Genomic DNA, 26,817 nt, shown 5'->3' on the forward strand with positions numbered 1-26,817 from the left:
CTACGTTTGCGGTCCCCTGCCGGCGCTAGCGCTTGTCGTCGTCCGGCGTTTCTTCATCGCTCGGCGGCTGCAGGCCGGGGCTGTTGGCCCAGCGATCGAGTTCCTCGATGACCCGCCGGTGGCTCGGCCGTAGCGGCTCTGCACCACCGGGCTCTTGCGACAATTTTCGGGGCAGCTTGACCTGATCTGGCATGGCTAGGCTCCAGAGCTGGGGGCTGTACGCAGTGGCATTCGCAGCGATTGCTACGCGCGCGACTTGAGGAGATCGCGGATCTCGGTGAGCAGATCCTGATCTTTGGTCGGCTTCGGCGGTTCGGCCGGCGCCGCGGGCGCTTCGCGCTTGAGCTGGTTCATGAGGCGGACCACGATGAACAGCACGAAGGCGACGATCATGAAGTTGAGCGTCAGGGTCAGGAAGTTGCCCCAGGCCAGCACCGCGCCCTGCTTCTTGGCATCGGCGAGGTTGGTCGCCGTCACCGACTTCGACAGCGCGGTGAAATAGTTGGAGAAGTCGAGCCCGCCGCTGACCGCGCCGATGATCGGCATGATGATATCGGCCACCATCGACGAGACGATCGCGCCGAATGCCGCGCCGATGATCACGCCGACGGCGAGATCGACGACGTTGCCTTTCATGGCGAATTCTCTGAATTCCTTCAGCATGTGATCTCCTGTTTTCCAAATGAATGCGATGGCACGGCGCGGCGACCGGATCGCCCGGCCGCTCCAAGGGGACGAAAGATTATTTGCGATCGGCCGGCTTCGTGGGCGCCGCGACCCGCTGCGCAGGCGCGGCCTGCTCCCATGGCGCCGGCAGGATGACCCGCGCCGGCGGCGAGTTCTGCGCGGCGCGCTGCACATTCGCATTGGCCGGGTGCGGTTCGTTGGCGGAATTATCCGCGCGGGCGATAGCGATGGTGATACCCAGCGCCAAGGCTGCGAGTCCGAGTCCCGCACCGATCGAAGCGGCGACGACGCCGGTCCGCGACCTGTTCAGGATGGCAAGATGAGATGAGGTCATCGCAACTGCTCCACACGCAATACATCGTTCGGAACCGCGCGGGCGCGAGCGCCGCGCGCGGCTGGAGGCAGGACGTCAGGTCTTGATGTCGTCCGGCAGCTTGCCGCCATTGGCGGCGAGCTTGGCCATCACCTGCTGATGCAGCCAGACATTCATGGTGGCGGTGTTGCTGGTGTCGCCGGTGTAGTGCAGCTCCTTCGCGAGCTCCTTGCGCGCCGCAAGGCTGCTGTCGAGACCGAGCGCCTTCATCAGGTCGACGATCGAGCTGCGCCAGTCGAGCTTCTCGCCGGTCGCAGCGGCCGCCTTGTCGACGATCGCGGCGACGTCGACGGTTTGTGCCGCCGGGGTGCCGGACGCAGCGGATGCGGAAGTCGACGCCGATGGCGCTGCGCCGGGCGCTGCCGCCGTCGTGCTCTCAGCGGTCTTGGCCTGGGCGCCGTGGCCGAAGATTGCACCCATGATGCTTCCAAAAATGCTCATGATCTCTCGCTCCATGCGCCCGAGACACCGTTCGTCCCGTAGCTGTTTCCAGTGACGGGGCGGACGATAGGCAGGCCATTGGCCGAGCGGAAGATGACCATCGTCACTATCGGAGTGTGGGACGGCGTGGTGCTGTTGGCGCGGAAAGCGTGCGGCTTTCTGCGGCCGCGCGAGAGCCTTTCATCGCACGCCCCACGTGCGATGAAGTCAGCCGTCCCGGCCCGATTCGCCAGCCCCGAGAAGTCGGGACGGCTGACACCAGCGCGCGTTCGATGTGAGGCGAGCGTTTTCGAGCGAAGTGGATACCGGTTCGCGCGAAGTAACGCGTCAAACAGAAATCTAGAGCTGGCGGCGGCGGATGGTCTGGGCGAGTTCGGCAAAGCTCTCGGCAATGCCGACGCCGGTCTTGGCGCTGACCGACTTGACGCTCGACTTCGCAAGTCCGGCAATCGCGCCCGCGCTGCCCGCGGCTTCCGGCAAGTCGATCTTGTTCAGCAGCGCCCGGTAGGGCCGGCCGGGGAAGCGCTCCTCGAAGCCGCGGACCAGTTCGACCATGCGGGTCACCGTCTGCGGCCGCGTGACGTCGGACACGATGATGGCGGCAGATGCGCCGGTGACATAGACGGTGTCGAAGATCTGCGTGCCGAAATCGCCGTCGGTGTCCCACAGCACGAGGCGCATCGGATCGCTGCCGTCCGCCGGCACCACGTCGTGGCTCAGGATCTCGACGCCCAGCGTCGATTTGTACTGGCCCTCGAACCGGTTGTAGATCAGCCGATAGAGGATCGACGTCTTGCCGACCCCCATATCGCCGAGCAGCATGACTTTCGCGGTGAGCATCAGCGGGCCACTTCGCCTCGATAGACCGTCTCGAACGCCACGCGGCGATTGCCGCCGACGGTAGCGTCGACCCGGTCGGTGATCGGCATCGTCGCGGCGCGCGAAACCAAAATCAGCCGCGACGGATCGACCCCCAGCGCGGTCAGCCTGCGCTGGACCTGCTCGGCCCGCTTGCGCGCCAGCGTCCGGTTGGTGCCTTCCGTGCCGCTCTGATCGGCATAGCCGACGATGCGCAGCCTGAGATCGTTGTTCGCCATTAGTCCGGCGAGCTCACGCAGCTGCTGCTCGGCCTGGTCGTTGTCGAGGACTTCGTCTGAATTGTTCGCGAAGAAGATCGCGGTCGTGGCGATGAAGCGGTCGAGCCGCGCCGCCGGGCCGTCGACGACGGATTGCAGCTTCGCGTATTGCTCGCCCAGTTTGCCGTACTGTTCGCCGAGCTTGTCATATTGCTCGGTCAGGGCGGCAGATTTCTGGTCGCCCGACTTCGCCTGCGCACCGATCGCCTCGCGCATCTGGTCGAGACCCGCCTGCAGGCGCGTCAGGCTCTGCTGCAGGCTCGCGATGCCGGCCTGCGATGCCGCGATTTGCTCCGGTGCGGACACCAGACCGATGTGGTTGACGATCTTGTACGGTGCCGCGGCCGCGGCAAGCGCATCGATCAACGGCGCGGTCTCCAGCTGGCTCGGCTCGATGCCTGAAACGGCCACGCTTCGGCTGCCGTGATCGAACTCGAGCCGCAGCGGGAACGAGGCCAGCAACGGCTGCTTTGCGGCGAGCTGTTCCAGCGCCGCATGGGTCCGCCGCTCCACAAGACCGCGCGTCACCGACGTCGCGGCAAGCCAGAGCAACAGCGCGGCCACTGCCGCGAGCAAGGCGAAAAGGATCACCTTGCCGCGCCGGCTCGCGATCCTGGGTGGCGTATCATCGGCCTCGATCGCGGCTGCCAGCGACGCCAGCATCGGCCCGTCGCAGTCCGCGCCGCGGTCGATGCGCTCGATCGCATCGAAGAACAGCGAGTTGATCCTGGCATTGTCGGCGGGCCGCAGCGGTCCCAGGCACTCCGCCGCCAGGATAAAGCGCGGCGAGGCGCGCAGCGCGAGTTGCCGTCCGCCGAAATCGAGCGTCTGCAGATTGCCTTCGCCGGCCAACGCCTGCACGGAGAATTCGAGGATCGCCGCGACCATCGCGCTGAGCAGGTCGGCGCGTTCGTCGGCGGTCGCATCGCGCTTCCAGTCCGCGATCAGGCGGCCATTGCCGCGTTCGATGATCAGGAGCCGGTTGATCTGCGGCGGCTGGTCGGCGAGCACGAATTCGCTGATCGGGCGTCCCGTCACCAGCGACTTGACGCGGCCGACCCACAACTGCGCCGAGGTCAACGCATTGATACGCTGCTCGAGCGAGGCAACCAGCTCCCTGAACGAGTTCGCCACGGCGGCGCTGACCAGCCGGCCGACGATCGGATAGAGCGCCTCGATCATCTGCTCGCGCGAATTCTTGATCTCGCTGCGGATCGCCGAGACCACGACCGGCGCAATCGCGCTGGCGAGCTCGCGCGGCCGGTTGACCTCGGCGCGCTCCAGCGCCTCGACCAGGATGCCTGCGGTTGCCGTCTCCAGGCGGTCGGCGTTGCCGACATAGCGCTGCAGCGAGTCGAGGTCGGCCTCCAGCGACGTCAGACGCGTCGCCTCGGGCTGAAACAGCAATGTCTTGAGCTGCTCGATCTCGCGGTTCTGGCCGGCAGCAGCTGCCATGCTATTTGCCCGTGCGGCCGGATCCCAATCCGCTGATGACTGAGCCGAGCTGGGTGATCGCCGCGCCGACATCCTTCAGCGAGTCGAGCCGCTTCTGCTCGGTATCACGCTCGAGGTCGGAGAGCCGCGCAGAAAGCGCGGTGAGCTCGTTGGTGAAGTCCGCCTGCATCTGCTTGAGCGATGCCTGCATCTCCTCGCGCAGGCCCGAGAGGTTGGTCTCGAGCGAACGTTGCGCGCCGCCGAACAGCAGGTCGCGGACCTGATCGATCGCCGCCATGCCATGCGCCGCGGCGTCCGCGCCGTTGCCGGCCGCCGGAGCGTCCACCGGTCCGTCCGTACCTTTGGTCTGGCGCTCGATACCCTTCATGGTCATTTCCCGCTTACTCATAGCCGCGCAATCCGGACCTGCAGTGTCAAAAAGCAAATCCGAAACAACCCTATAGCCAATTTTGCGGGCGCGGCCCAGAGAAAGGCGAGCAATCTCAGCCGGATCAACCGCGTGGTTGTGCGATCGCGGCCAATTATTTCTAGTAAGTTATTGCCTTTATTGCGAGTTCTGTACGGTTCTTGACCTGGCATTTCTCCAGAATCGTGCTGACGTAGTTCTTCACGGTTCCTTCCGCCAAATGCAGCTGCTCGCCGATCTCGGTGTTGCTCTTGCCCTCGACGATCAGCGTAAGAATTTCATTCTCCCGCGCCGTCAGCCCGTCACGAACCGGCAGCTTCGCCGAGACGCGCGGACCGCGCAGCCGCTTGAACTCATCGAGGATGCGCGCGGCGACGCTGGGCGAAAGCCCGGACTGGCCGTTGATGACCGCGCGGATCGTCGAGGCGATCTCCTCCATCCTGGCGTCCTTCAGGAGATACGCCTTGGCGCCTGCGCTCACCGCCTCGAAGATCAGATCGTTGGTCTCGAACGTCGTCAGCACCACGATATGGGTCTGCGGCAATTCGCGGAGAATCCGCTGGGTCGCGGCGATGCCGTCGACCCGCGGCATCTGCAAATCCATCAGGATGACGTCCGGCCGATAGCGCCGCGCGAATTCGATGGCCTGCTCGCCATCTGCTGCGCCGGGAAGGATCTCGAAATCGTCGTTCTGCTGGGCAAGCAGCGTGGCGATACCTTCCCTGATCAGGGTCTGATCCTCGGCGATCAGCACCCGTATCTTCTCAATTGTACTCACGGGCTTTCCGTCATCCTCTCGAAAATGCGTTGAACGCGCGGCAACGAATTCAATCGGCCAGCACGCCGGCGGACGCCGCCGGCGGCACCGCCACGGGGAGCGAGATCCGGACCAGCGTTCCCTGCCCGGGCGCGCTCTCCACCGCACAGCTGCCGCCGACAAGTTCAGCAAATTCGGCCATTCCAATCAATCCGAAATGTCCTGGAGTCGGGACCGCGAGATCGAAGCCGCGGCCGTCATCGCGGATCTCGACAATCAGCTTGCGGCCGACCGCGGCCGGTTCGTCGAAAGCGTGAAAGGAGACGCGGCGCGCCTGCGCATGCGTCTGAACATTGCGCAGTGCCTCGCTGAGAATGCGCTGAACCGTCAAGCCGCAATCGCGCAAGCCGGGGCGCGCCGCTTCGTCGATCTGGATCGACACCCTGACGCCGCTGCGTGCGGCGAAGTCGCTGAGCAGCCCCTCGACGTCGGGATCAAGCTTCAGGTCGTCGGGCGTGCGCAGGCGATCGATAGCTTCGCGGGCGCGCGAAAGGCCGCTCGCGGCCGCATCTTCAGCGGTCGCAAGGCTGTCCGCCACACGGGCGGGATCAGCCGACAGATAATGCCGGATCAGCCGGATCTGGGTCAGCAGCGCCACGATCGAGTGCACCAGCGTATCGTGCAGATCGCGCGCCAGCCGCAGCCGCGTCCGCGCCAGCGAGGCAAAGCGCACCTCCGCGCTCGCCGCCTCGAGCTGCTGCTCCATCAGGCGCCGGGCGCGGCGCTCGCTGCCGAGCAGCGTTTCGACCTGACGGCCGGCAAAATCCGGCATGGCGATGACGAAGTAATGCGACTGCGCACCGTTCCACAGCACGACCGCCGTCATCGGCTGCGTGATGTCAGGCGACGCGCCACGCACACCGGCCAGCGCAATCATGTCCCGCTGGCCTTGGGCAAGCGCCGCCAACTCGGCTTCCATGCCGACCAGCAACACACACTCGCAGCAATCGACGCCAGTTGCGGGAAGCCACTCGACCAGCCGGCCGATCTTCCGCTGCATGCTTCGATCGGCGCCGATGACGGCGAGACCGATGACGTCGGCTTCTGCGGCCGCAAGCAAATCCGCGCTCAGATCGATCATGCGTTGCCCATCAGCTCAGCGAGCAGCCCACTCTGGCGTAAGCCGGCAGCGGTCGCAAACGAATATGACTTTCGTCACAACCGGTCCTGACCTTCGTCAGATGCCGCCGCTGCTCGAAATGCGGTTCTGTCTCACGAATGAGCAACAGCGCAAGCCATGATGTGCCACATGCCGGCGTCCATGGCGATGCCGGCCGGGCGCCGGGCCTCGCGGAAGGTCGCGCCAGTCGGCCGGAATGTGAGCTGACAATGAAGGGCGCACCACGAAAACCGTCGGGCATCGAGCTGCGCATGTTGGCGGAAGCAAGCAAGCCCGCGCGGCGCCGGCGCCTGAGCGCAACCCAGAAGATGGCGTTGCAGGAAGCGCTCGCCGGCCGCCTGCAGCTCTATCCGCGCGGATATGCCGCGAGCAAGACCGGACCGTTCCACTCCCGACGCGCCATTCTCGGACTGGTGCGCGCCGGCCTTATGAGCCTCAGCGCGACGGCGCGCTATGCGGCCGTGACCAGGCGCGCGCGCGAGATGTACGAGGCCGCGGCAAGCAGCGACGCTGCGCCCGAGTAAGCGCGCACCATTGCGCTGAGGCGCTCGAAGCCCTCACCATCCATTTCATTTCTCCGCAGAGGCCTGGCCGGCGTCACACGCGCGTGGACGCTCTCGCGTGCCGGCCGCGAGCAGCGTCAGACCAGCCGGTTGGCTGCAGCAGGGCACGTATGCAGATAAACTGCGAAGATAATCTTTACAGTTTACCTTCATATTTGCTATCCGATCCGGCATGAGCAATGTACCGGCCCGTCCCGGCTCGGCGCGCACATCCGCGCTCGCCGAAGATCTTCGCCTGTTGATTGGAACGCTGAAGCGGCGGCTTCGCGAGCAGGGCCAGCGCGAGGACCTCCCGCCTTCCCAGGTTGCGGTGCTGCTTCGCCTCGAAAAGGACGGTCCCGCGACCGTGTCCAGCCTGGCGCGATCGGAGGGCATGCGTCCGCAGTCGATGAGCTCGGCGATATCGGCGCTCGAGGCTGCGGGCCTGGTCCGCGGCGCGCCGGATCCGGACGACGGCCGGCAGACCATCATGTCGCTCACCGATAGCTGCCGCGAGCGGCTGCGCACCGGCCGCGCCGCACGGCAGGACTGGCTGTCGCGCACCATCGCCGCGCGGCTGTCGGCGCGGGAGCAGGACGAACTCGCCGCCGCCGTCGGCTTGCTGAAGCGGCTGGTCGAGGATTGAGGCCGGCTGCGCCGCAGCAGCTTGCGAGAAAGGTAACGACCATGGCCCTGACGACGCTCGATCCGATCACCGCATTGATCGTCATCGATCTACAAAGCGGCCTCATGGGCTGGCCCTTCGCCCATCCGATCGGCGACATCGTGGCTCGCGCCGCCGCGCTTGGCGCTGCGTTCCGGCGGCGCGGTCTGCCGGTCGCGCTGGTCAATGTCGACGGCAGTTCGCCGGGACGAACCGAGCAGGCGCCGCGCCATGGAAATCCAATTGGAAATCCAATTGGAAATCCATTTGGCGGCCCGCTTCCCGACGGATGGACCGATCTCATTCCGGAGCTCGACCGACAGCCCAGCGACATCGTCGTGACCAAGCGAACGCGAGGCGCATTTGCCAGCACCGACCTCGAAAGCCTGCTGAGAGGGCGTGGCGTCACGCAAGTCGTGATCGCCGGCGTCGCCACCGCCGGCGGCGTCGAATCGACGGCGAGACAGGCCTATGAAGCGGGCTTCAACGTCACGCTCGCGATCGACGCCATGACCGACGCGCGGCCGAACGCGCATGCCTACAGCATCGACCACGTGTTCCCGCGGCTCGGCGAAACCGGCTCGACGCAGGCGATCATCGATCTCGTTGAAAGGACCAACGCGCATGAATTGGCTTGACCTCGTCGCCTATTTCTTCGGCGGCGCCTTTCTCACCAACGCGATCCCCCACATCGTCGCCGGCATGATGGGCGAAGCGTTCCAGAGCCCGTTCGCCAAGCCGCCCGGCGAAGGCCTGTCCTCATCGACCGTCAACATCGTGTGGGGCTTCTTCAACCTCGCGGTCGGATATCTCCTGGTCTGCCGCGTCGGCGACTTCGGCTTGCGAACCACCAGCGACGTCGCAGCGCTCGGTCTCGGCGGTCTGCTGATCGGCCTGTTCCTGGCGCGGCGGTTCGGGCGGTTTCACGGCGGGAATGAACCTCAGAGAACATGAGACGCGTATTTCGATCGCTCGCGAGCTTCAACTACCGGGTCTGGGCGGCCGGCGCGCTGGTATCCAACATCGGCACCTGGATGCAGCGCGCCGCGCAGGACTGGCTCGTTCTCACCCAGCTGACAAATCACAGCGCGTCCGCCGTCGGCATCGTGATGGCGCTGCAATTCGGGCCACAACTATTATTGATGCCGTGGACCGGCTTTGCCGCCGATCACTTCAACCAGCGCAAGCTATTGATGGCGACCCAGGCGACGATGGGCGCGCTCGCACTCATTCTCGGCATTCTCACCGTCACCGGGCTGGTGCAGCTCTGGCACGTCTACACCTTCGCGTTCCTGTTCGGCTGCGCGGCAGCGCTCGATGCCCCGGTGCGGCAGACCTTCGTCGCCGAGCTGGTCAGCGATACCAACCTCTCGAACGCGATCGCGCTGAACTCGACCTCGTTCAACGCCGCGCGCATGATCGGCCCGGCCGTCGCCGGCCTCATCATCGCCTCCGTCGGCACCGGCTGGGCATTCCTGTTCAACGGCGCATCGTTCCTGGCGGTGCTGACCTCGCTGACCCTGCTGCGCACCTCCGAGCTGCGCCCGAACGCGCGCGCCCATCGCACCAAGGGCAGCGTGATGCAGGGCTTCCACTATGTCTGGTCGCGGCCCGATCTCAGGGCGACGCTGATCATGCTGTTCCTGATCGGGACCTTCGGACTGAACTTTCCGATCTTCATCTCCACCATGGCGGTTGGCGTGTTCCACACCGACGCGCGCGGCTTCGGCCTGCTGTCGTCGATGATGGCGCTCGGAACGATGTCGGGCGCGCTGCTTGCCGCGAGCCGCGAGGAGCCGCGCTTCGGCTCGTTGATGCTGGGCGCCGCGATCTTTGGGCTGGGCTGCACGCTCGCCGCATTGGCGCCGAGCTACTGGCTGTTCGCCGCGGCGCTGGTCGTGATCGGCGTCGCCGCGCTGACCGTCACCAACACCTCGAACGCGCTGATGCAGCTCTCGACCGAGCCGGCGATGCGCGGACGGGTGATGGCGCTGCGGCTTGGCGTTGCGCTCGGTGGCACGCCGATCGGCGCACCGATCGTCGGCTGGGTCGCCGATCACCTCGGCCCGCGCTGGGCGCTCAGCGTCGGCGCCGCTGCCGGCTTTGCCGCGGCGATCGTCGCAATCGGCATGCTGTCCCGATCGGGCGGCGAAGCCGAGCGCCGCAGCCAGGAGGCGCGAAGGAGCGAGGTCAACCTGCCGCAGCAGCGTTGAGCTGGCGCCGCCGACCGGCGCTCCTACTCCGTGTTTGGGCACGTGTCCTTCACGCGAACCGATAACGCTAATAGGCGTAGGACGGCTTGCCCGGCTGCACGGTCAGCCGAAAGGCGACATCGGTCGAACCATCCATCAGTTCGATGATGTGGTCGCAGACCAGGCAACGAAACTCACCCGCGACGCCGCCCTTCGACGTCAATTCGATCCGGCGATAGCCGGCCTGGCAATGGGGGCACGTCACGTCAGATTTTCGCATCGAATCAGCAAGCCGTTGCGCTCTCGAGTTTCCCACACGCCCATGATCGGAAATGTGACGGCCGTCTAACCGGCGTGCTGGTCGACCAGAGCACCTGGAATTTGTGCTGTGCTTTCAGCGCGAAAAGTTCCCGACGATGGCCGAAACGACGCCGAGCCCAAGCTGACAACACGGCCGCGGACCCAAAAAACGAGCGAGCGCTCTCTCAGAAAATTTCATCATCCCCCTTTTCCGAACGCCGTTTCGTGGGCTAGGAATTAGGCAAGGGCGTAAAGCCCAGCCCGGACCAGCAACAAAATGAAATGGTCCGGGAGCATAGCCAGGGAGGCAACGTGGGTCTCGCGCGTCAGCGACCGGGGACGGCGAATGCGTTCGCGATGGACGTGCTTTGCGCACGCATCCTCGAACGTCATCGGGATTCCATCCGGGTCCAGAAAACCCATCTCGCCGTTCCGAATCTCACGCGCATCATCGGCGCCACGCTCACGCTTTCCAACAAGCACGGCTTTCACGCCACCACGCTGCGCCAGCTCGCGGAGGCTTCGGGCCTCAGCATGGGCGGCCTTTATACCTACTTCGACAGCAAGCCGACGCTGCTGTCGATGATCCTCGGCGAGGTCGCCGAGACGGTGGCGGAGGTCCTCAACTCGCCGCCCGCCGACGTGAAGCAGGATGCGCGCAAGCATCTGCACTGGATCATCGCGACCCATGTCCGCATGAGCGAGGCGATGCAGCCCTGGTTCGTGTTCTGCTTCATGGAAGCGAAGTCGTTTCCGCCGGCGGAGCGCCAGCGCGCCATCGAGATGGAGGTGATGACCGAGAAGATCATCGCCGGCGTTCTCAAGCAGGGTGTCGCCAGCGGCGTCTTCGCGATCGACCAGGTCACGCTGACCGCATCGCTGATCAAGCCGCTGCTGCAGGACTGGTACGTCAAACGCGCGAAGTACCGCAGACGCGGCACCTCGATCGAAACCTACATCAGCGCCGTCGGCGCATTCGTCGATGCCGCGGTCGCAGGCCGGACGCGGCCCGGCCGCGTCGCGCCCGGCTCCCGCACGAGAACCAGACAGACGGCGCACCCATAGCCGCAGGAAGGACGAGGCAATGAAGCGATTGCGGTTCAATCAACAGGAGATCGTCTTCGCCGTCTTTGCCGTGCTGTTCCTGGCGTTCTCGATTTTTCTGCGCGGCTTCCTGACGCCGGAGAACATGCTGACGCTGCTGCAGAACGTCGCGGTGCTCGGCATCCTCGGGCTGGCGATGGCGATCGTCGTGATCGGGCGCGGCATAGACATCTCGCTGATCGCAGCCCTTGCGGTACCGCCGGGGCTCGTGCTGCAGATGGTGCAGAACGGCCACTCGCTTCCGACGGCGCTGGTGACGGCCGTGCTGCTCACGATCGCGTTCGGCCTGGTCAATGGCTGGCTGATCGCCTATGCCGAGGTCCCTTCGCTGTTCGCGACGCTGGCGACCGGCCTGCTGCTCGCCGGCCTCGGACAGGCCGCGCTGTTTCAGCTCGACGTCGTGCAGTGGAGCGACGGCATGAAGGGCTTCGAGCGGCTCGGACAAGGCACCATCCTTGGCATTCCGACCTCGATCGTGATGTTCGCGATCGCCTGCGTCGTGGTCGCGTTCCTGCTGCGCCAGACGCGCTGGGGCGCCTATATCTACGCGATCGGCGACAATCCCTACGCGGCCCGCGTCACCGGCATCCCCTCGCGCCCGATCATCGTGCTGCAATATGTCGTCGCGGCGCTGATCGGCTGCTTCGCGGGCCTGGTGATGGCGGCATCGGTCAACTCGATGCCGACCCGCATCTTCAATTCGACCCTGATCTACGACGTCATCCTCGTCGTCGTGCTCGGCGGCATCGGCCTGTCGGGCGGCCGCGGCGGCGTGCTCAACGTCATCATCGGCACGCTGCTGATCGGCACCATGCTGAACGGCATGACCATCATGGACATTTCCTACGCCGGACAAAACCTCGTCAAGGGTGTCGTCCTGCTGCTCGCCGTCATCACGGATTCATTCCTGAATCCGCGCAACGAAGAAACGGCACAGCAGGGCGACATCTGAACCAAGCCACAAGAACATTCAATCACGACCAAGGAGGAAGCAATGAAATACGCTGTCAGGACTGCAAAGGTGATCGCCGCAGCGCTCGGTCTTGCCGCCATCGCCGCTCCGGCTCTGGCCCAGCAGGGCCTGGACGAGCCGTTCCAGAAGCCGTTCAGGGAAGCTCTCGCCGGCAAGACGGTGGCCTACGTTCCGGTCGCCATGAACTTCGACCTCACCGAAGGCTGGTACGCCGGCATGAAGAAGGAGCTCGAGCCCTTCGGCGTGAAGTTCGAGATCCGCGATCCCAACTGGAACACCAATGCCGGCGCGCAGGCGGTGACCTCGCTGATCTCGGAGAAGCCGGCCGTGATGGTGATCCACAATCCGGACGTACAGACCTACGCCAAGTTGCTGCAGCGCGCCGAGAACGAAGGCATCTACGTCATCCAGATCAACATGGGGTCGGCCTATCGCTCGTCGGCTTTCGTCGGCGCCAACTGGATCGAGATCGGCGAGCGGGACACCGAAGCCGTGGTGAAGGCCTGCCAGGGCAAGTCGAACAAGATCGCCATCGTGCAGGGCGCGCTCTCGGCGGCCGCCAGCGCCTACACGCTCAAGGGCGTCGAGAACGTGCTCGCCAAGCATCCGGAGATCAAGGTGGTCTCGAGCCAGGCGGCCGACTGGGACGCCGCGAAGGCCAAGGCGATCACCCAGACCGTGCTGAAGCAGAATCCTGATCTTTGCGGCATCGTCGGGTTCTGGGACGGCATGGACATCGGCACCGCCGCCGCGGTGAAGGAAGCCGGCCTGACCGGCAAGGTGTTCGTCGCGACCTCCGGCGGCGGCGAGCGCAAGGGCGCCTGCGAGCTCGTGAAGTCGGGCGCGTTCGATCTCAACATGAGCTACGACGTGCCGACCCAGGCCGCGCAGATGGCCGGCACGATCAAATGGCTGCTGTCGTCGGGCGCCAAGGCCGGATCGATCAAGGGGTCGGAATACACGACGCTGATTCCGATCACCAAGGAGAACGCGGACAGCCAGACCGCGTGCTGGAATCTCAGTGACCTGAAGAAATAGTCCGGCCATTCCCGCTCGACGTCCCGGGCGCCTCGCCCGGGACGTCGATCTTCCCAAATCGAACGCCTTGCTGGAATGCCGATGCGCGACACCCTGACGAGCCTGCGTTACCGCTACTGGCCGGATCATCTCCTCGGCGAGATCCTGTCCAAGCGTTGGACCGAGACCGCAATACCGGTGATCCTGCTTTTGATCGTCGGCTTCGCGCTCAGCCGTTCCATCGATCACTTCCTGTCGCCGTCGAGCCTCGCCGACACCGCGCGGCAGGCCGGCGAGATCGGCTTCATCGGCCTCGGCATGGCGCTGGTCGTCATCGTCGGCGGCATCGATCTGTCGGTCGGCTCGATCTTCGCGCTTACGGATTTCTGCGCGCTCTATCTGCTCGACGTTCTGAACTGGCCGGTTCCCGCGGTGGTGGTCGCCACCCTCATCTGCGGTGCACTGCTCGGCGCCGTCAACGGCGTCCTGATCGGCTACCTAAGGCTGCGCGCCTTCATCACCACGCTGATCACCCTGATCATCTACCGCTCGGCGTTCGATCTGTTGATCCAGCGCTACTCCAATTCGATCGCCGCGGCCTTCCCCGACATCCCGTCCTGGAATTTCATCGGCGGCGGCGACGTGTTCGGCATTCCGAGCGTCGCCTTGGTCTACATCGCGATCGCGATCTTCGGCCATATCTTCATGACCCGACTGCGCCCGGGCTGGCACATCACCGCGATCGGCGGCTCGCGCCGTTCGGCCTACAATTCCGGCATTCCGGTCCGCCGCACCATCGCGCTCTGCTATGTCGCAAGCGGCGTACTGACCAGCATCGCCGCGCTGTTCTTCGCGGCCCGGCTCGGCACCGTCGGCGGCGACATCGGCATCGGCCTCGAGGTGATCGTGCTGACCGCGACCGTGCTGGGCGGCATCACGCTCGGCGGCGGCAAGGGCTCGGTCGCCAAATCGCTGGTCGGCGTGCTGATCGTGCTCTTGATCACCAACGGCCTGACCACACTCAATGCGCGCGGCGGTATCAACCGCATGGCGCTGGCGGGCATCCTGCTGGTTGCGGCGATGGTCGACATCCGCTGGCAGAAGAACCGCACCCGCATCATCAGCAAGGTCTATGTCGCGCCGACCTATCATGCGCTGCCGCCGCCTCCGGCCACCGAGATCGGCCAGGGCGGCCCGTTCGAGCAGAACGACAAGCTGCGCGACGTCGAACTGATCGGCCTCGGCCGCATCGAGGCGCCGGAGGACGTGATCCTCGATCGCAACAACAATCTCTACGCCGGCTCGCGCCATGGCGATATCATGCGCTTCTTCGCGCCCGACTATCAGCGCATGGAGGTGTTCGCCCATATCGGCGGCCAGCCGCTCGGCATGGCGTTCGACCGGCAGGACAATCTCTATGTCTGCATCGGCGGCATGGGCCTTTACCGCATCACGCCCGACGGCACCGTGGAGAAGGCGACCGACGAGACCAATCGCAGCATGCATTCGGTGAACGACGACAGCCGCCTGCGGCTCGCCGACGACCTCGACATCACCGACGACGGCCTGATCTTCTTCTCCGAAGCCACCGTGCGCTACGAGATGGACGAATGGCCGATCGACGGGCTCGAGGCGCGCGGCAACGGCCGCATCATCTGCTACGACACCAAGACCGGCGCGACGCATACGGCGCTGCGCGGCCTCAAATTCCCCAACGGCATCTGCGTCGCCAGCGACGGCCAGTCGATCCTGTTCGCCGAAACCTTCGGCTGCTCGATCAAGCGGCTGTGGTTCGCGGGGCCGAAGAAGGGCCAGGTCGAGGTGGTGATGGACAATCTGCCGGGCTACCCTGATAACATCAACCTCGCCTCCGACGGCAATTACTGGCTGGCGCTGGTCGGCATGCGCAGCCCCTCGCTCGACCTTGCCTGGAAGATGCCGGGCTTCCGCCGCCGCATGGCCAAGCGCGTCCCGGTCGACGAATGGCTGTTCCCGAACATCAACACCGGTTGCGTGGTCAAGTTCAACGAGCAGGGCAAGATCCTTGAATCGTTCTGGGACCTGCGCGGCGAGAACCATCCGATGATCACCTCGATGCGCGAGCATCGCGGCTATCTCTATCTCGGCGGCATCATGAACAACCGGATCGGCCGCTACAAGCTGGAGAACGCGGACCCGAACTTCGTGCAGTATGACAAGCGCTGGGGGAAGCTGTCGTGATCGCGGCCGTCAGGGAATTCGCCAACCGCTTTCTCGGCCGTGGCGAGGCCACCATCACCGTGCCGTCGTTCGACGGCGCGCTGAAGCCGAATCAAAAACTGGAGACGGCGACCACCTTGCTGGAATGCGAGGCGCCCGAGGATCTCGCAACCGACGGCCGCAACCTCTATGTCGCTGACGGCCGGCGTCTGCTGCGCCTCGACGGCGGCGGGGCGACTGAGCTGCGCCGCTTCGAGCAACCGATTTCGGCGCTCTGCGCGCTCACCGGCGGCGGCATCGCGGTCGCGCTCGGCGGCCGCGAGGTGCGCCTCTACGCCGATCCCTCGTCGGGCGAGTCGAGCGTGACTTTCAGCGACGCCGCCTTCAACGCGATCAACGCGCTGACGCAGGCCGGCGACGGGTCCCTGATCGCAACCGACGGCTCGGTGAGCTGCGGCATCGATGATTGGGCGCGCGACCTGATGGAGCTCAACCGGAGCGGCCGCGTATTCCGGCTCGATCCCAGGACCAGGTCGGTGCAGCCGCCGGCGTCGAAGCTCGCTTACGCCTTCGGCGCCTGCGCGTGCAGCGACGGCGTGCTGGTCAGCGAGAGCTGGCGGCATCGCCTCGTTCTTGTCTCGAACGGGAGGCCGCCGCAGGTCGTGCTCGGCCATTTGCCCGTCTATCCGTCGCGGCTGTCGAAGGCCGCGGGCGGCGGCTATTGGCTCACCGCGTTCACCGCACGCACCCAGCTGATCGAGTTCGTGCTGCGCGAGCCGGCCTATCGGCGTCGCATGATGGCCGAGATCGACCCGGCCTATTGGGTGGCGCCGCGGCTGCGCTCGGGCTTCTCGTTCAAGGAGCCGATGCAGGGCGCCCACATCAAGACGATGGGCGTGATCAAGCCGTGGGCGCCGCCGCGCTCCTATGGCCTCGTCATCCGGCTGAGCGAGGACGGCAAGCCAAAGTATTCGCTGCACAGCCGGGTCGACGGCGTCAATCACGGCGTCGTCGCGGCGCTCGAGCTGGGCGGCGACCTTGTGCTGATCGCCAAGGGACCGGGCCGCGTGCTGAAACTGCCCCTCGCCGGGCTCGCCGAGGAGGTCGGCTCATGAGCGACACCGTGCTTTCCCTGCGCAAGGCCACCAAGCTTTACGCCGGTGTGCCCGCCATCGAGGGCGTCGACTTCGATCTACGCCGCGGCGAGATCCACGCGCTGGTCGGCGAGAACGGCGCCGGCAAGTCGACACTGACCAAGGTGATGGCCGGCGTCGTGACCTTGACCTCCGGCGGCATGCGTGTCGACGGCGCGGAGGTCGCGCCGCGGACGCCGCTCGAGGCCCGCAATCTCGGCATCGCCATGGTGTTCCAGGAGAACAGCCTAGTGCCGACCATGACGGTCGCACAAAACCTGTTTCTCGGGCAGGAGAAATTCTACAACCGGCTGCGCGGCATCTACATCGCCGCCCAGCAATTCCTGCAATCGCTGAATTTCGACGTGACGCCGACCGCGACCGTCAGCGGGCTCGGCGCCGCCAAGAAGCAGATGGTGGAGATCGCGCGCGCGGTTCTGCACAAGGCCAAGGTCATCATCTTCGACGAGCCGACCGCGTCGCTGACGCCGGAAGAGAAGAAGTATTTCTTCGACCTGGTCCGTGACCTCAAGAAGCGCGGCGTCTCGATCATCTTCATCTCGCACGCGCTGGAAGAGGCTTTGCTGCTCGCCGACCGCATCACCGTGTTGCGCGACGGCAAGCACGTCATCACCGACGATGCCGCGAAATTCGATCGCGCTGCGATCGTGCAGGCGATGGTCGGACGCGACCTCTCCAACACGCTGTATGGCGCGCGGAAGACCAGCGTCCGGCCGGCGGGGGCGCGCGTGCTCACGGTGCAAAACCTCAAGATGGCGCCGATGGTGAAGAACAATTCGCTGTCGGTGTTTGCCGGGCAGATCACCGGCGTGTTCGGCCTGGTCGGCGCGGGCCGCACCGAGACCTTCAAGATCGTGTCCGGCGTGTTGAAGCGCGACTTCTTCCACGGCGGCGAGATCCTGCTGCACGACAAGCCGGTGCGCTACCGGGTTCCGGCGCCGGCGGTCAAGGCCGGCATCGCCTATGTGACCGAGGATCGCAAGGTCGAGGGCTTCTTCGAAACCGCCTCGATCGCCCGCAACATCTATCTCGGCCTGCTTTCCAAGTTTCCCGGGGGCCGCATGATGTTGTCGCGGCGCGAGACCAATTCGGTCGGCAAGACCTGGACCCAGCGCCTCAAGGTGCGCGCCATCGGCGACGAGGCCAAGGTGGTCGAGCTGTCGGGCGGCAACCAGCAGAAGGTGGTGATCGCCAAATCGCTGGTGCAGGAGCCCGAACTGATCATCTTCGACGAGCCGACCCGCGGCGTCGACGTCGGCGCCATCGTCGAGATCCACGAGCTGATCAACCAGCTCGCCGACGAGGGCAAGGCGGTGGTGGTGATCTCGTCCTATCTGCCCGAGATCATGGCGCTGTCCGACCGCATCCTGGTCTCGCGCCAGGGCAAGGTGGTCGAGGAGTTCTCCGCGCTCGAAGCCACCGAGGAGAAGATCATGTACGCGGCGATTCATTGATCGCCGCAGCGGACGTGCGTCACGGCCGGCTCGCCGCACGCGACGCATTCATGCAGGCATCGCTCAAGCAGGTGCGGCGCGGGAAGCCGCCCACTGCGATCCCGGTCGCGTGCTACTTTGGTCCGACCGTTCCAGTCACCTTCAGTCTCGCCGACCTCACCCAACCCGAGACGTCGTTGCCCGTCCCCGGATTGAGGTACATCACCGACGACCAGCCATCATTGGTTTGCGCATAAGCGATCAGCGCGTCATTTGGAATGACGAACACCCCGCGGATCGGACAGTGCAGATTCGGCGCCGAGTAGAATTGCAGCCGACCCGTGCCCGTCACCACATTGGCCAGCGGCGGCGACAACATCGGGACGCGGCTGGTGCCGGTCTGCGGCTCTTTGCAGTTCGACGGCGTCTGCGCGTGCACGGTCGCCCCCGGAGCCCCCAGGATCAGCGCACACCAGACCATGCAGGCGACAACGAACCTGTCCGACATCACTGATCCTCCTGACGTCGCCAGTTGCGGCAACCGACGAAGGGATTGATTCAGTTCGTGCCCGCGATGATGACGAGATTGTTCAGGACAGGCGTGGAGCAGAAGGCGACGACGAGAGCGATGTTGTAAACGTTGTTGCTCCGCCAAAGCAGCCACGTGACCACGAACGTCAAACCAAGCTTGGGCACCAGCCACCATACGCCGAACCATGTCTGCGCCAGGTGCATGAACGGGTTCAGCTCACCCAATCCGAGACTCAGGATCACATTCGTCGACACGAGGTCGGCGTAACCCAGCAGCAGGGCGAGGAGCACCAGAAAACCCTTAACCCAATTCATTCCGAGACTCCCGATGCCAGTAATGCCGAAGATGCCGGATTGGCCAGATCACACTATTGATGATGTCCACGCGCTCGGCAGGCACGAGGCCCGTTGCAGGATATTCGTCCGGCTTCGGTATCCAGGCCGTGCCGAACAGAATGTCGAGGAGCGGAAAGCAGGCAGCGAAGTTCTTGTCCCTGTGCTCGGGAAGGACCGAATGATGGATCCGGTGCCATTGCGGATTGTTGATCCATGTCACATACCGACCGAGCGGAATGCGGACGTTGAGATGGGCACACGCATCGGGCATGAAGAAGATAAAGCCCACCGCGATCACCATGTCCGGCGGGATGCGGAACAGGATTGCCATGATCGGAAGAAACGCGTCGGACAACACCCGCTCCAGCCAGAAATGCCGACCGCCGGTAATGAACGTCACGCCGTTCGCGCTGTGATGGAAGGAATGCATCGCCCAAAGAAAGGGGATCGCATGTTGAAGGCGATGGTATGCGTACTTGTAGAGATCGAATGCGACCACGATGATTGCGAGGGAGACGTACCACCAGTAACCGTCGGTCGGCAGCTTGATCCAGCCGAGACCGGTATAGCTGGCAATTTTCCCCGCACTGATCGCCGCGATCGGAGCGAGCATGGACGACAACCCGAGGCTCACGATCACCGCGAGCCAATCATCGCGAAACTCGCCGTAGGGAACGTCCGCGATCGGCCATCTTTTCTCCAGGATGCGACTGGTGTAGACGATGCCCAGGAATACGGCCGCATAAAATACGGCGTTTGCGATGTCACTCTGCATGAGGGATGACTCGCCGGTTCAAAAGGACAGACAATAAGAATAAAAACATTTCTGTGCCTATAAGCTGAAAAAGCTTATTTTTTCTCAACGATCCGGCGGGGGCAAGCAGGGTTTTTACGGGGCGGCCCCCGCCTTCGGCCCGATTCCGACCCGCGCGGGCGCATTTTTGCAGGCCGGCCTCCGATCCGGTGCGGCGACAGCCAGCTGAAGCGGACCCGGCGCCCGCCTCGCAACAGCCTGCATGGCCGAGCGCCTATGGCCGCGAATGATGTCCCGCTGGACCGCCTGAATCAATCTGTCTCGCGCGCTGCCCCGCACACGCCAACACCGACAATTAGTGCAACAATGGTAGCGGGGCTGGCGCGTCCGCCTTCCAGTGCGCCGCGGCTGCGTCGAGCCGTGCGCGATCATCCGCCGACAGCATCTTGCAGATCTTCTCGTATAGCTCCCGGAGGACGGGAATTTTGCCATCTGCGCTGTTGTAGGCGCGAAGTGCGAGCGATGCCCAGATGTAGGCTTGCTCCAGATTTCTCGGCGTGACCGTCCCATCGAAAAGCAGCGCGGCCAACGTATGCATTGCGTTTGGCTGCCGTTGGTTGGCAGCCGCCGCCAACCAGGTCAGGCCCTTCGTGATATCGCGCTCGACGCCATGGCCGTAGACGTAACACATGCCGGCACCATTCATCCCGGCGCTGTTGCCCTGCTCTGCGGCTGCCAGAAACCAGCGAAACGCCGCGGGAAAATCGACGGGCCCTCCTCTGTTCGTTGTCAGCATGACGGCAAGGTTCACCTGCGCGGAAACCAGACCTTGAGCCGCGCCGATTTCGTAGAGCCGACGAGCCTCACCGAAGTCCTGTGGCATACCCTTTCCGAGCTCGCACAAGTTACCAAGGTAGGCCGCGGCCTGGGGATGCCCTTGGGCGAGGGCTTTGCGATACCATGAGGCGGCAACGACGTAGTCTGGCGGGACGACACCGCCTCCTTGATGATGGCAACGGCCGAGGAGGAATTGTGCGTCCGCGTAAAGTTCCGTTCTCGCGGTCAAACAGCGCCACGATGAGGCCGCGTAATCTGCGCGGTGACGCCATCCGGCGGCTCTATGCCAGCGCCGCACGCAACGTTGGAAAGAAAATGGATATTGGGGTCTCAACCGCCTCAGGAGCTTCGAGCGCTCGCCTTATGTGAGAGGATATGTCCGTCTGGTAGGTGCTAATGCGCGGCGCGAACGAGTAAATATCCGACGTATCGATGATGACGGTCCTCATCTGGTTGACGTCGAATGGTATGGTGTCCGCCTTCCGAACGATCTGCACAATAGGCAGCCGCATCATATGGCGAATTGCCAGTTCATAGAAGACGTTTGGATTGTGATAGGACATATCGACGATGACAAGTCGGGCTTTGACGAGAAACTCCATGATCTGCTTCGTGATCATTCCCGGCTTATCTATCTGATCGGCACGCACCAGTGACAACCCGAACGACGCTACGGCGGGTTCGATGAGCGTGCCCATAAACAGATCGGAGTGCTGGCGATACTCGCTGTCAGCAGCTCCGATGGGACTGATGTAGAAGCACGTAGCTTCGAATTTGGCGTGATCTGCGGTTATGACAGCGCCAGCCGGTGGCGGCGCTATCGGTGGTAGATTGGACGAAGAGGGCGTTCCCAACGTCGTCTGTCCTGAGGGCTGCTGAACAGCATCCACCGCAGCGTCTTTGGAGACGAGGCGCTCCGCACCGGACAGCATCGCTAGCAGGCCGACATATCGCGCATTGAGGATGAATGTTTCAACGGCCTCCGGGGCAGCGTCTTTGGTTTCACCCAACTCCATAGCCGTATCAATCAGAGCAGTCTTCGCTGGCAGGGCCCGGCCAACAAATCGCTCATGGAGCTTTGCGAAAATCTCGATATCCTCTATCGATAGCTTGATTTTTGCACGTAGCTGGTCTCGTGCCGGTATCTGCGGATCAACAGTACGTACACCGTCTTGCGTCAATTCGAGCGTTTCGCCCGCATAGTTGCCTTTGATGAGGCCGTACTTATTCGCGTTGGTTACCAACATGCGGCTCGCGCCGCTGTCTGGCGACTTGCCGATATGGTCGAACAGCGAGAGCCTACGCACAGCTTCACCGCTTCCGAACTCGAACATGCTCTTCACAAAATCGATGCTGTCCTCGAACGGAGCCGCCGGAAAGCTGCGTACGGTGCGCTTGCGTCGCGCGACCTCCTTCTCAACCTTGTCGTTTGCAGCAGCGATATTGTCCGAAGTCACCCTTGCCTTGCGTGCCATTTCCCCGCCCCTTTCTTGCGGGTTCCCAGATAGCACTCGCGCAAATAGAAACGCAACCAGACTACCCGGTCGCCGGTGAACGGACCAAGGCTGTTTAGGCGCGCCAGAGCTCCATTGTTCGTTAGGGTCTATCGGGCTGTCGAGGATTGAGGGATGCCAATGACCACCCGCAGCATTCTTCATCCTCGCGATGGTCGCGGTGTCATTCGAGGCCCATGTAGCCGCTCCACGCGGCAGCGAAGCGCTTGGGAACTTAGTTGAATGGCGCGCCCGGAACGATTCGAACGTCCGACCCTCAGATTCGTAGTCTGATGCTCTATCCAGCTGAGCTACGGGCGCATTTTCGCGGGTGGGCTTGAGCCCGCATGGCTCCGGGAGCCCCGGAACGTCGCGAAAGAGCGCTCTAGCTACAGGCTCCGGCTCCAGTTGGCAAGGTCTGGAAACGCCAATTTCGGCGCGGCTTTAGCCGCCCCGGAATACCGGAACGGCGCCTACGCCCTCGCCCGCTCGCTGCGGACCGACAGCAGTTCCACCGGACGATCCGGGATCGAAATCCGGAAGGTGGCGCCGATGGTGCCCTCGACCAGATGGATGTGGCCGCCGTGCGCCCGGATCAGTTCGGCGGCAATCGCAAGGCCGAGTCCGCTGCCGCCGGGGCGGCCGGAGGTCTGGAACGCCTCGAACAGGTGCTCGCGCGCCTTGGCCGGAACGCCCGGACCGGTGTCGGAGACCTCGATGATCGCAACCGTCCCCTCGCGGCGGCCGGTGATGCGGATCTGCTGCGCGCCGCCGTCGCTGGCCGGCCGGCTTTCCAGCGCCTGCGTCGCGTTGCGCACCAGATTGAGCAGCACGCGGAACAGCTGGTCCGGGTCGGCGTCGATGGTCAGGCCGCGCTCGATCGCGCTGATCCAGGTGATCGAGACATCGGTCGCAAGCCCCGCCGACTCCCGCACCTCGGCAACCGCGGGCTCCACCATGATGACGCGGCGATCGGGCGCCGCCTCCTGCGCGCGGCCATAGGAGAGTGTCGACTGGCAGAAGGCGATGGCGCGCTCCAGCGAGCGCAACAATTTCGGCGCAAAGCGCTGCACCCGCGGATCGGGCACGCTGGCCAGCTGGTCCGACAGCAATTGCGAGGACGCCAGCAGGTTGCGCAAATCATGGTTGATCTTGGAGACGGCGAGCCCGAGCGCGGCAAGCCGGCTCTTCTGATGCAGCATCGAGACGAGGTCGCGCTGCATGTCCGACAGCTCGCGCTCGGCAACGCCGATCTCGTCGCCGCGCTGGCTCGGCACGATGATTCGCGCCGAACTCTCCGGATTCTCGTGGAAGCCGACCAGGCTCGCGGTCAGCCGCCGCATCGGGCGCACGAACAGATAATGCAGCGCCAGATAGACCAGGCCGGCGGTCAGGCCGGCGATCAGCAATGCAACGACCAAAACGTTGCGCGAGAAGCGGTACATCGCCTGCCGCAGCGGCTTCTCGTCGATCACGACCTCGATGAATTGCGCCTGGCCCGGCGCGGGTCCAACCACGCGGATGGTCTGGTCGCCATGCTCCAGCATGATCTCGAAGGCATCGACGATCGCCGACCACACCGTCATGGTCCGCATGTCGACGTCATGGTCGATCGCGGCCGGCAGGTCGGCGCTGGCGAGCAGCCGGCGCTGCTGTCCCAATTTGATGGCAACGGCACGGGCGCCGATGCTGGTCAGGATCTGCCGCGCTAGCGATTCCGGCACCAGGCCGGACGGGGCGGCATCGAGCACCAGCGCCGCGGTATTGGCGGCGGCCAAGCGGTCATTGAGCCGGTTCATCCGGAAGTTGGCGATCGCCGGCACGTAGATCAGGAGCCCGGCGATCATCACCAGGGGAATTGTCAGCAACAAAAGCTTGCCCGACAGCCCGAGCCGGGGGGACGGCTTGGGCCGCTGCTTCTGCGCGGTCGCCTGATCGTCAGTTAGAGCCACAAGATAAGGCCTTGTTTGGCTTAGGGGTCGGAAGATGGGGCCCGGCCCCCAAGCCGGTCAAATTACGGATCGCTAATGTGGGCGGTTCCCCGAACGCCCCAAAGCGTCTCCATACCGTCAAATACCCCGCGAAATCAGATATATTCGCCCCAATTGCGACGTTTCGAAGAAGCCTTTTTGCGACGGCCTGTGACATTGACGAAAACAGGGCGCTCCCTTATAAGCCGCGCCAACTGTCCGCGATGGCCCGGTTCTTGACCCGGGGGCGGCTCTTTGGGGCCGTCAACGGCTCGTTTGGGCCTGCCAGCATCACCGGACTCCATCTCAATACAACGGCAAATTGCCCGGTCAGCGGAGAATTACCCGTGAAGCGGACTTATCAACCCAGCAAACTGGTGCGCAAGCGCCGTCACGGCTTCCGCGCCCGTCTCGCCACGGCCGGCGGCCGTAAGGTCCTCGCTGCGCGCCGCGCGCGTGGCCGCAAGCGCCTGAGCGCCTGAGCCCGGACGTCTCCTCTCCGGAGATACCCATTATGGATCGGCTGAGGCAGCGGGCGGATTTCCTCGCCGTTGCCATTGGCGCACGGGCGAATACCACAGCTTTTGTGCTGCAGGGCCGCCGCCGCGACGATCAGGGCCCGATCCGCGTCGGCTATACCGTCACCAAGAAGAACGGCACCGCGACCGAGCGCAACCGCATCCGCCGCCGGCTTCGCGAAGTGATGAGACAGGTCGACGCCGTATTCATGCGGCCGCACCATGATTATGTGCTAGTGGGCCGTCGTGACGCGCTGACCCGCGACTTTGCGACCATGCTTGACGACCTGCGGTCGGCGCTGCGCCGCCTCGACCGGCCTGCGCCCAAGACGGGTAACGACAAGGCGGGTAACAAAAGCGCGCCCAATCCGAATGGAATGACGAGACCCTAAGAGATGTCCGACAACCGCAACACGATCCTTGCCGTCATTCTGTCCGGCCTCGTCCTGATCGCCTGGCAATACTTCTACAATGTGCCGCAGATGGAGAAGCAGCGCGAGGCGCAGCGCCAGGCGGAGTTGCAGAAGCCGGCACCGCAGGCGACTCCGGGTGCTACTCCTGGCGCCGCTCCGGGAACCTCGGCAACCCCCTCTCCGGCCCCCGGCGCGCCTGCTGCTGACGCTCCGGTCGCGAGCCGCGAAACGGTGCTTGCCTCGGGCCCGCGCATCAAGATCGAGACCCCGCGCGTCACCGGCAGCATCGCGCTGAAGGGCGCCCGGATCGACGACCTGGCGCTGGTTCAGTTCCGCGAGACGGTCGATCCCAAATCGCCGGCTGTCGTGTTGCTTTCGCCGTCGGGCACGGCCGAGCCTTATTATGCCGAGTTCCTGTGGCTGACCGCCAACGGCTCATCGGTGAAGACGCCGAACGCCGAAACCGTCTGGCAGCAGGAGGGATCGAACAGCCTGTCGCCGAGCACCCCGGTGATTCTGAAATACGAGAACGGCCAGGGCCTGACCTTCCGCCGCACCATCTCGATCGACGATCGCTACCTCTTCAGCATCAAGGACGAGGTCATCAATCAAGGCAGCGCGCCGGTGACGCTGTATCCGTTCGGGCTGATCTCGCGCGGCGGCAAGCCGCCGGTCTCCGGCTACGCGATCCTGCACGAAGGCCCGATCGGCTATCTCGGCGAACACGGCCTGCAGGAATTCAGCTACAAGAACATCGACGAGGCCAAGACCCCGACCGGCGGAAACTCGCGTGGCATCGTGTTCACGAAGGTCACCGACGGCTGGCTCGGCATCACCGACAAATACTGGGCCACGGCACTGCTGCCGGAGACCACCGCAACGCTCGAAAGCGCCCGCTTCACCACCGGCGACAAGCGCTACCAGACCGACTACATGCTCGGCGCGCAGACCATTCCGATCGGCGGCACCGGCGTCGCCAACGGGCGGCTGTTCGCCGGCGCGAAGGAGGCCGCCACGGTCGGCCTCAACTTCCCGCTGGTCGGCTTCGGCGGCTACAACAAGCAGCTCGGCCTCAACCATTTCGATCTCCTGATCGACTGGGGCCATTTCTACTTCATCACCAAGCCGATGTTCCTGGCGCTCGACTGGTTCTATCGCCTGGTCGGCAATTTCGGCATCGCGATCCTCTTGGTGACCGTGATCGTGAAGCTGTTGTTCTTCCCGCTCGCCAACAAGTCCTACGCCTCGATGGCGAAGATGAAGTCGGTGCAGCCGCAGCTGCAGGCGCTGAAGGAACGCTATCCTGACGACCGCGTGAAGCAGCAGCAGGAGATGATGGAGATCTACAAGAAGGAGAAGATCAACCCGATCGCGGGCTGTCTTCCCGTCGCCTTGCAGATCCCGGTGTTCTTCTCGCTCTACAAGGTGCTGTTCATCACCATCGAAATGCGGCACGCGCCGTTCTTCGGCTGGATCAAGGACCTCTCGGCGCCCGATCCGACCAATCTGTTCACGCTGTTCGGCCTCATTCCGTTCGATCCGATCGCGCTGCTCGGACCGCATTTCGGCTCCTATCTGGTGATGGGCATCTGGCCGATCATCATGGGCATCACGATGTGGGTCCAGATGAAGCTCAATCCGGCGCCGCCGGATCCGACCCAGAAGATGATCTTCGACTGGATGCCGCTGATCTTCACCTTCATGCTGGCAGGCTTCCCGGCCGGTCTCGTGATCTACTGGGCCTGGAACAACCTGCTGTCGGTGCTGCAGCAGAGCTACATCATGCGGCGCAACGGCGTGAAGGTGGAGCTGTTCGACAATCTGAAGTCGACGTTTCAAAAAAAAAGCGTGACGACTGAGACAAAGAAGGCGACGTAGCTTCCAGCAACAGCGCTTCGTCACCATGTCATGCCCGGCCTTGTGCCGGGCATCGACGTATTGGAGGGCGGCCA

The 26,817-nt window shown here is 64.2% G+C and carries 30 protein-coding genes and 1 tRNA gene; 14 read left to right on the forward strand and 17 right to left on the reverse strand.

Features of this window, described 5'->3' with window-relative positions; translation table 11 throughout:
• Positions 1-25 precede the first annotated feature (25 nt).
• The 9 genes from PMN64_RS13265 to PMN64_RS13305 form a co-directional block, all read right to left on the reverse strand.
• Positions 26-193, reverse strand: coding sequence for a hypothetical protein (locus tag PMN64_RS13265; protein ID WP_411781011.1), 168 nt, complete (start codon positions 191-193; stop codon positions 26-28).
• Positions 194-243: 50 nt separating this feature from the next.
• Positions 244-663, reverse strand: a complete 420-nt coding sequence (gene mscL, locus PMN64_RS13270; protein WP_411781012.1) for a large conductance mechanosensitive channel protein MscL — start codon at positions 661-663, stop codon at positions 244-246.
• Between the two features lie 79 nt (positions 664-742).
• Positions 743-1,021, reverse strand: a complete 279-nt coding sequence (locus PMN64_RS13275; protein WP_411781013.1) for a hypothetical protein — start codon at positions 1,019-1,021, stop codon at positions 743-745.
• Between the two features lie 75 nt (positions 1,022-1,096).
• The gene (locus PMN64_RS13280) at positions 1,097-1,501 is read right to left on the reverse strand and encodes a DUF3597 domain-containing protein (RefSeq protein WP_212054220.1); all 405 of its coding nucleotides are present in this window, start codon (positions 1,499-1,501) and stop codon (positions 1,097-1,099) included.
• Positions 1,502-1,840: 339 nt separating this feature from the next.
• Complete coding sequence (locus PMN64_RS13285; protein WP_411781014.1) at positions 1,841-2,341, reverse strand: Rab family GTPase; 501 nt, start codon at positions 2,339-2,341, stop codon at positions 1,841-1,843.
• Positions 2,341-4,092: an OmpA family protein gene (locus PMN64_RS13290; protein ID WP_411781015.1), complete on the reverse strand. Its 1,752-nt coding sequence runs from the start codon at positions 4,090-4,092 to the stop codon at positions 2,341-2,343. Before PMN64_RS13290 ends, PMN64_RS13285 begins: the two co-directional genes overlap by 1 nt.
• Position 4,093: 1 nt before the next feature.
• Complete coding sequence (locus PMN64_RS13295) at positions 4,094-4,480, reverse strand: hypothetical protein (protein ID WP_411781016.1); 387 nt, start codon at positions 4,478-4,480, stop codon at positions 4,094-4,096.
• A 139-nt stretch (positions 4,481-4,619) separates the two neighbouring features.
• Positions 4,620-5,276: a response regulator transcription factor gene (locus PMN64_RS13300; protein WP_411781017.1), complete on the reverse strand. Its 657-nt coding sequence runs from the start codon at positions 5,274-5,276 to the stop codon at positions 4,620-4,622.
• A 49-nt stretch (positions 5,277-5,325) separates the two neighbouring features.
• The gene (locus tag PMN64_RS13305; RefSeq protein WP_411781018.1) at positions 5,326-6,396 is read right to left on the reverse strand and encodes a sensor histidine kinase; all 1,071 of its coding nucleotides are present in this window, start codon (positions 6,394-6,396) and stop codon (positions 5,326-5,328) included.
• Positions 6,397-6,644: 248 nt separating this feature from the next.
• On the opposite strand from PMN64_RS13305, the gene PMN64_RS13310 reads away from it, so the two are divergent.
• The 5 genes from PMN64_RS13310 to PMN64_RS13330 all read left to right on the forward strand — a co-directional run bounded on the left by PMN64_RS13310 (position 6,645) and on the right by PMN64_RS13330 (position 9,854).
• A complete protein-coding gene (locus tag PMN64_RS13310; protein ID WP_225161524.1) occupies positions 6,645-6,959 on the forward strand; it encodes a hypothetical protein in 315 nt (104 codons plus the stop codon).
• 211 nt (positions 6,960-7,170) lie between these two features.
• Positions 7,171-7,623 (forward strand): MarR family winged helix-turn-helix transcriptional regulator, encoded by a 453-nt coding sequence (locus PMN64_RS13315; protein ID WP_028340417.1) that lies wholly within the window; start codon positions 7,171-7,173, stop codon positions 7,621-7,623.
• 41 nt (positions 7,624-7,664) lie between these two features.
• Complete coding sequence (locus PMN64_RS13320; protein WP_411781019.1) at positions 7,665-8,279, forward strand: isochorismatase family protein; 615 nt, start codon at positions 7,665-7,667, stop codon at positions 8,277-8,279.
• The gene (locus PMN64_RS13325) at positions 8,266-8,595 is read left to right on the forward strand and encodes a hypothetical protein (RefSeq protein WP_411781020.1); all 330 of its coding nucleotides are present in this window, start codon (positions 8,266-8,268) and stop codon (positions 8,593-8,595) included. The genes PMN64_RS13320 and PMN64_RS13325 overlap by 14 nt, the downstream gene beginning before the upstream one ends.
• Positions 8,592-9,854, forward strand: coding sequence for an MFS transporter (locus PMN64_RS13330; RefSeq protein WP_411781021.1), 1,263 nt, complete (start codon positions 8,592-8,594; stop codon positions 9,852-9,854). The genes PMN64_RS13325 and PMN64_RS13330 overlap by 4 nt, the downstream gene beginning before the upstream one ends.
• 67 nt (positions 9,855-9,921) lie before the next feature.
• Here the strand turns inward: PMN64_RS13330 and PMN64_RS13335 are convergent, their stop codons facing one another.
• A complete protein-coding gene (locus PMN64_RS13335) occupies positions 9,922-10,098 on the reverse strand; it encodes an MJ0042-type zinc finger domain-containing protein (protein ID WP_311986722.1) in 177 nt (58 codons plus the stop codon).
• Between the two features lie 392 nt (positions 10,099-10,490).
• Here PMN64_RS13335 and PMN64_RS13340 point away from each other — a divergent pair, with 392 nt between their 5' ends.
• From PMN64_RS13340 to PMN64_RS13365, 6 genes are all read left to right on the forward strand, one after another.
• Entirely contained in the window at positions 10,491-11,198 is a 708-nt protein-coding gene (locus PMN64_RS13340; protein WP_304500203.1) for a TetR/AcrR family transcriptional regulator, read from the forward strand.
• Positions 11,199-11,217: 19 nt separating this feature from the next.
• Positions 11,218-12,189, forward strand: coding sequence for an ABC transporter permease (locus tag PMN64_RS13345; protein ID WP_253588656.1), 972 nt, complete (start codon positions 11,218-11,220; stop codon positions 12,187-12,189).
• Between the two features lie 42 nt (positions 12,190-12,231).
• Positions 12,232-13,248, forward strand: a complete 1,017-nt coding sequence (locus PMN64_RS13350) for a sugar ABC transporter substrate-binding protein (RefSeq protein WP_028340412.1) — start codon at positions 12,232-12,234, stop codon at positions 13,246-13,248.
• Positions 13,249-13,323: 75 nt separating this feature from the next.
• Entirely contained in the window at positions 13,324-15,447 is a 2,124-nt protein-coding gene (locus PMN64_RS13355; protein ID WP_411781022.1) for an ABC transporter permease, read from the forward strand.
• The gene (locus tag PMN64_RS13360; protein WP_411781023.1) at positions 15,444-16,541 is read left to right on the forward strand and encodes a hypothetical protein; all 1,098 of its coding nucleotides are present in this window, start codon (positions 15,444-15,446) and stop codon (positions 16,539-16,541) included. The genes PMN64_RS13355 and PMN64_RS13360 overlap by 4 nt, the downstream gene beginning before the upstream one ends.
• Positions 16,538-18,034 (forward strand): sugar ABC transporter ATP-binding protein, encoded by a 1,497-nt coding sequence (locus PMN64_RS13365; RefSeq protein WP_411781024.1) that lies wholly within the window; start codon positions 16,538-16,540, stop codon positions 18,032-18,034. The genes PMN64_RS13360 and PMN64_RS13365 overlap by 4 nt, the downstream gene beginning before the upstream one ends.
• Before the next feature lie 112 nt (positions 18,035-18,146).
• Here PMN64_RS13365 and PMN64_RS13370 read toward each other — a convergent pair whose 3' ends face one another.
• From PMN64_RS13370 to PMN64_RS13400, 7 genes are all read right to left on the reverse strand, one after another.
• Entirely contained in the window at positions 18,147-18,521 is a 375-nt protein-coding gene (locus tag PMN64_RS13370) for a hypothetical protein (protein WP_411781025.1), read from the reverse strand.
• Between the two features lie 50 nt (positions 18,522-18,571).
• Positions 18,572-18,859, reverse strand: a complete 288-nt coding sequence (locus tag PMN64_RS13375) for a DUF5658 family protein (RefSeq protein ID WP_411781026.1) — start codon at positions 18,857-18,859, stop codon at positions 18,572-18,574.
• Positions 18,846-19,655, reverse strand: a complete 810-nt coding sequence (locus PMN64_RS13380) for a sterol desaturase family protein (RefSeq protein WP_016848119.1) — start codon at positions 19,653-19,655, stop codon at positions 18,846-18,848. Before PMN64_RS13380 ends, PMN64_RS13375 begins: the two co-directional genes overlap by 14 nt.
• Before the next feature lie 334 nt (positions 19,656-19,989).
• Positions 19,990-20,769, reverse strand: coding sequence for a tetratricopeptide repeat protein (locus tag PMN64_RS13385; protein ID WP_411781027.1), 780 nt, complete (start codon positions 20,767-20,769; stop codon positions 19,990-19,992).
• Entirely contained in the window at positions 20,753-21,946 is a 1,194-nt protein-coding gene (locus PMN64_RS13390; RefSeq protein WP_411781028.1) for a hypothetical protein, read from the reverse strand. The genes PMN64_RS13385 and PMN64_RS13390 overlap by 17 nt, the downstream gene beginning before the upstream one ends.
• Before the next feature lie 262 nt (positions 21,947-22,208).
• Positions 22,209-22,285, reverse strand: a tRNA-Arg gene (locus tag PMN64_RS13395).
• Positions 22,286-22,437: 152 nt separating this feature from the next.
• Positions 22,438-23,916 (reverse strand): sensor histidine kinase, encoded by a 1,479-nt coding sequence (locus tag PMN64_RS13400; protein ID WP_028340405.1) that lies wholly within the window; start codon positions 23,914-23,916, stop codon positions 22,438-22,440.
• A 365-nt stretch (positions 23,917-24,281) separates the two neighbouring features.
• Between PMN64_RS13400 and rpmH the strand changes: the two genes are divergently transcribed.
• Genes rpmH through yidC form a run of 3 tightly spaced genes read left to right on the forward strand, consistent with a single transcriptional unit; the run spans position 24,282 to position 26,743 of the window.
• The gene (rpmH, locus tag PMN64_RS13405; protein WP_008542748.1) at positions 24,282-24,416 is read left to right on the forward strand and encodes a 50S ribosomal protein L34; all 135 of its coding nucleotides are present in this window, start codon (positions 24,282-24,284) and stop codon (positions 24,414-24,416) included.
• 32 nt (positions 24,417-24,448) lie between these two features.
• A complete protein-coding gene (rnpA, locus tag PMN64_RS13410; protein WP_411781029.1) occupies positions 24,449-24,844 on the forward strand; it encodes a ribonuclease P protein component in 396 nt (131 codons plus the stop codon).
• A 3-nt stretch (positions 24,845-24,847) separates the two neighbouring features.
• Positions 24,848-26,743, forward strand: coding sequence for a membrane protein insertase YidC (gene yidC / locus PMN64_RS13415; RefSeq protein WP_411781030.1), 1,896 nt, complete (start codon positions 24,848-24,850; stop codon positions 26,741-26,743).
• The last annotated feature ends 74 nt before the right edge of the window (positions 26,744-26,817 follow it).

Source organism: Bradyrhizobium sp. UFLA01-814 (assembly GCF_046718885.1).
Taxonomy (GTDB): domain Bacteria; phylum Pseudomonadota; class Alphaproteobacteria; order Rhizobiales; family Xanthobacteraceae; genus Bradyrhizobium; species Bradyrhizobium elkanii.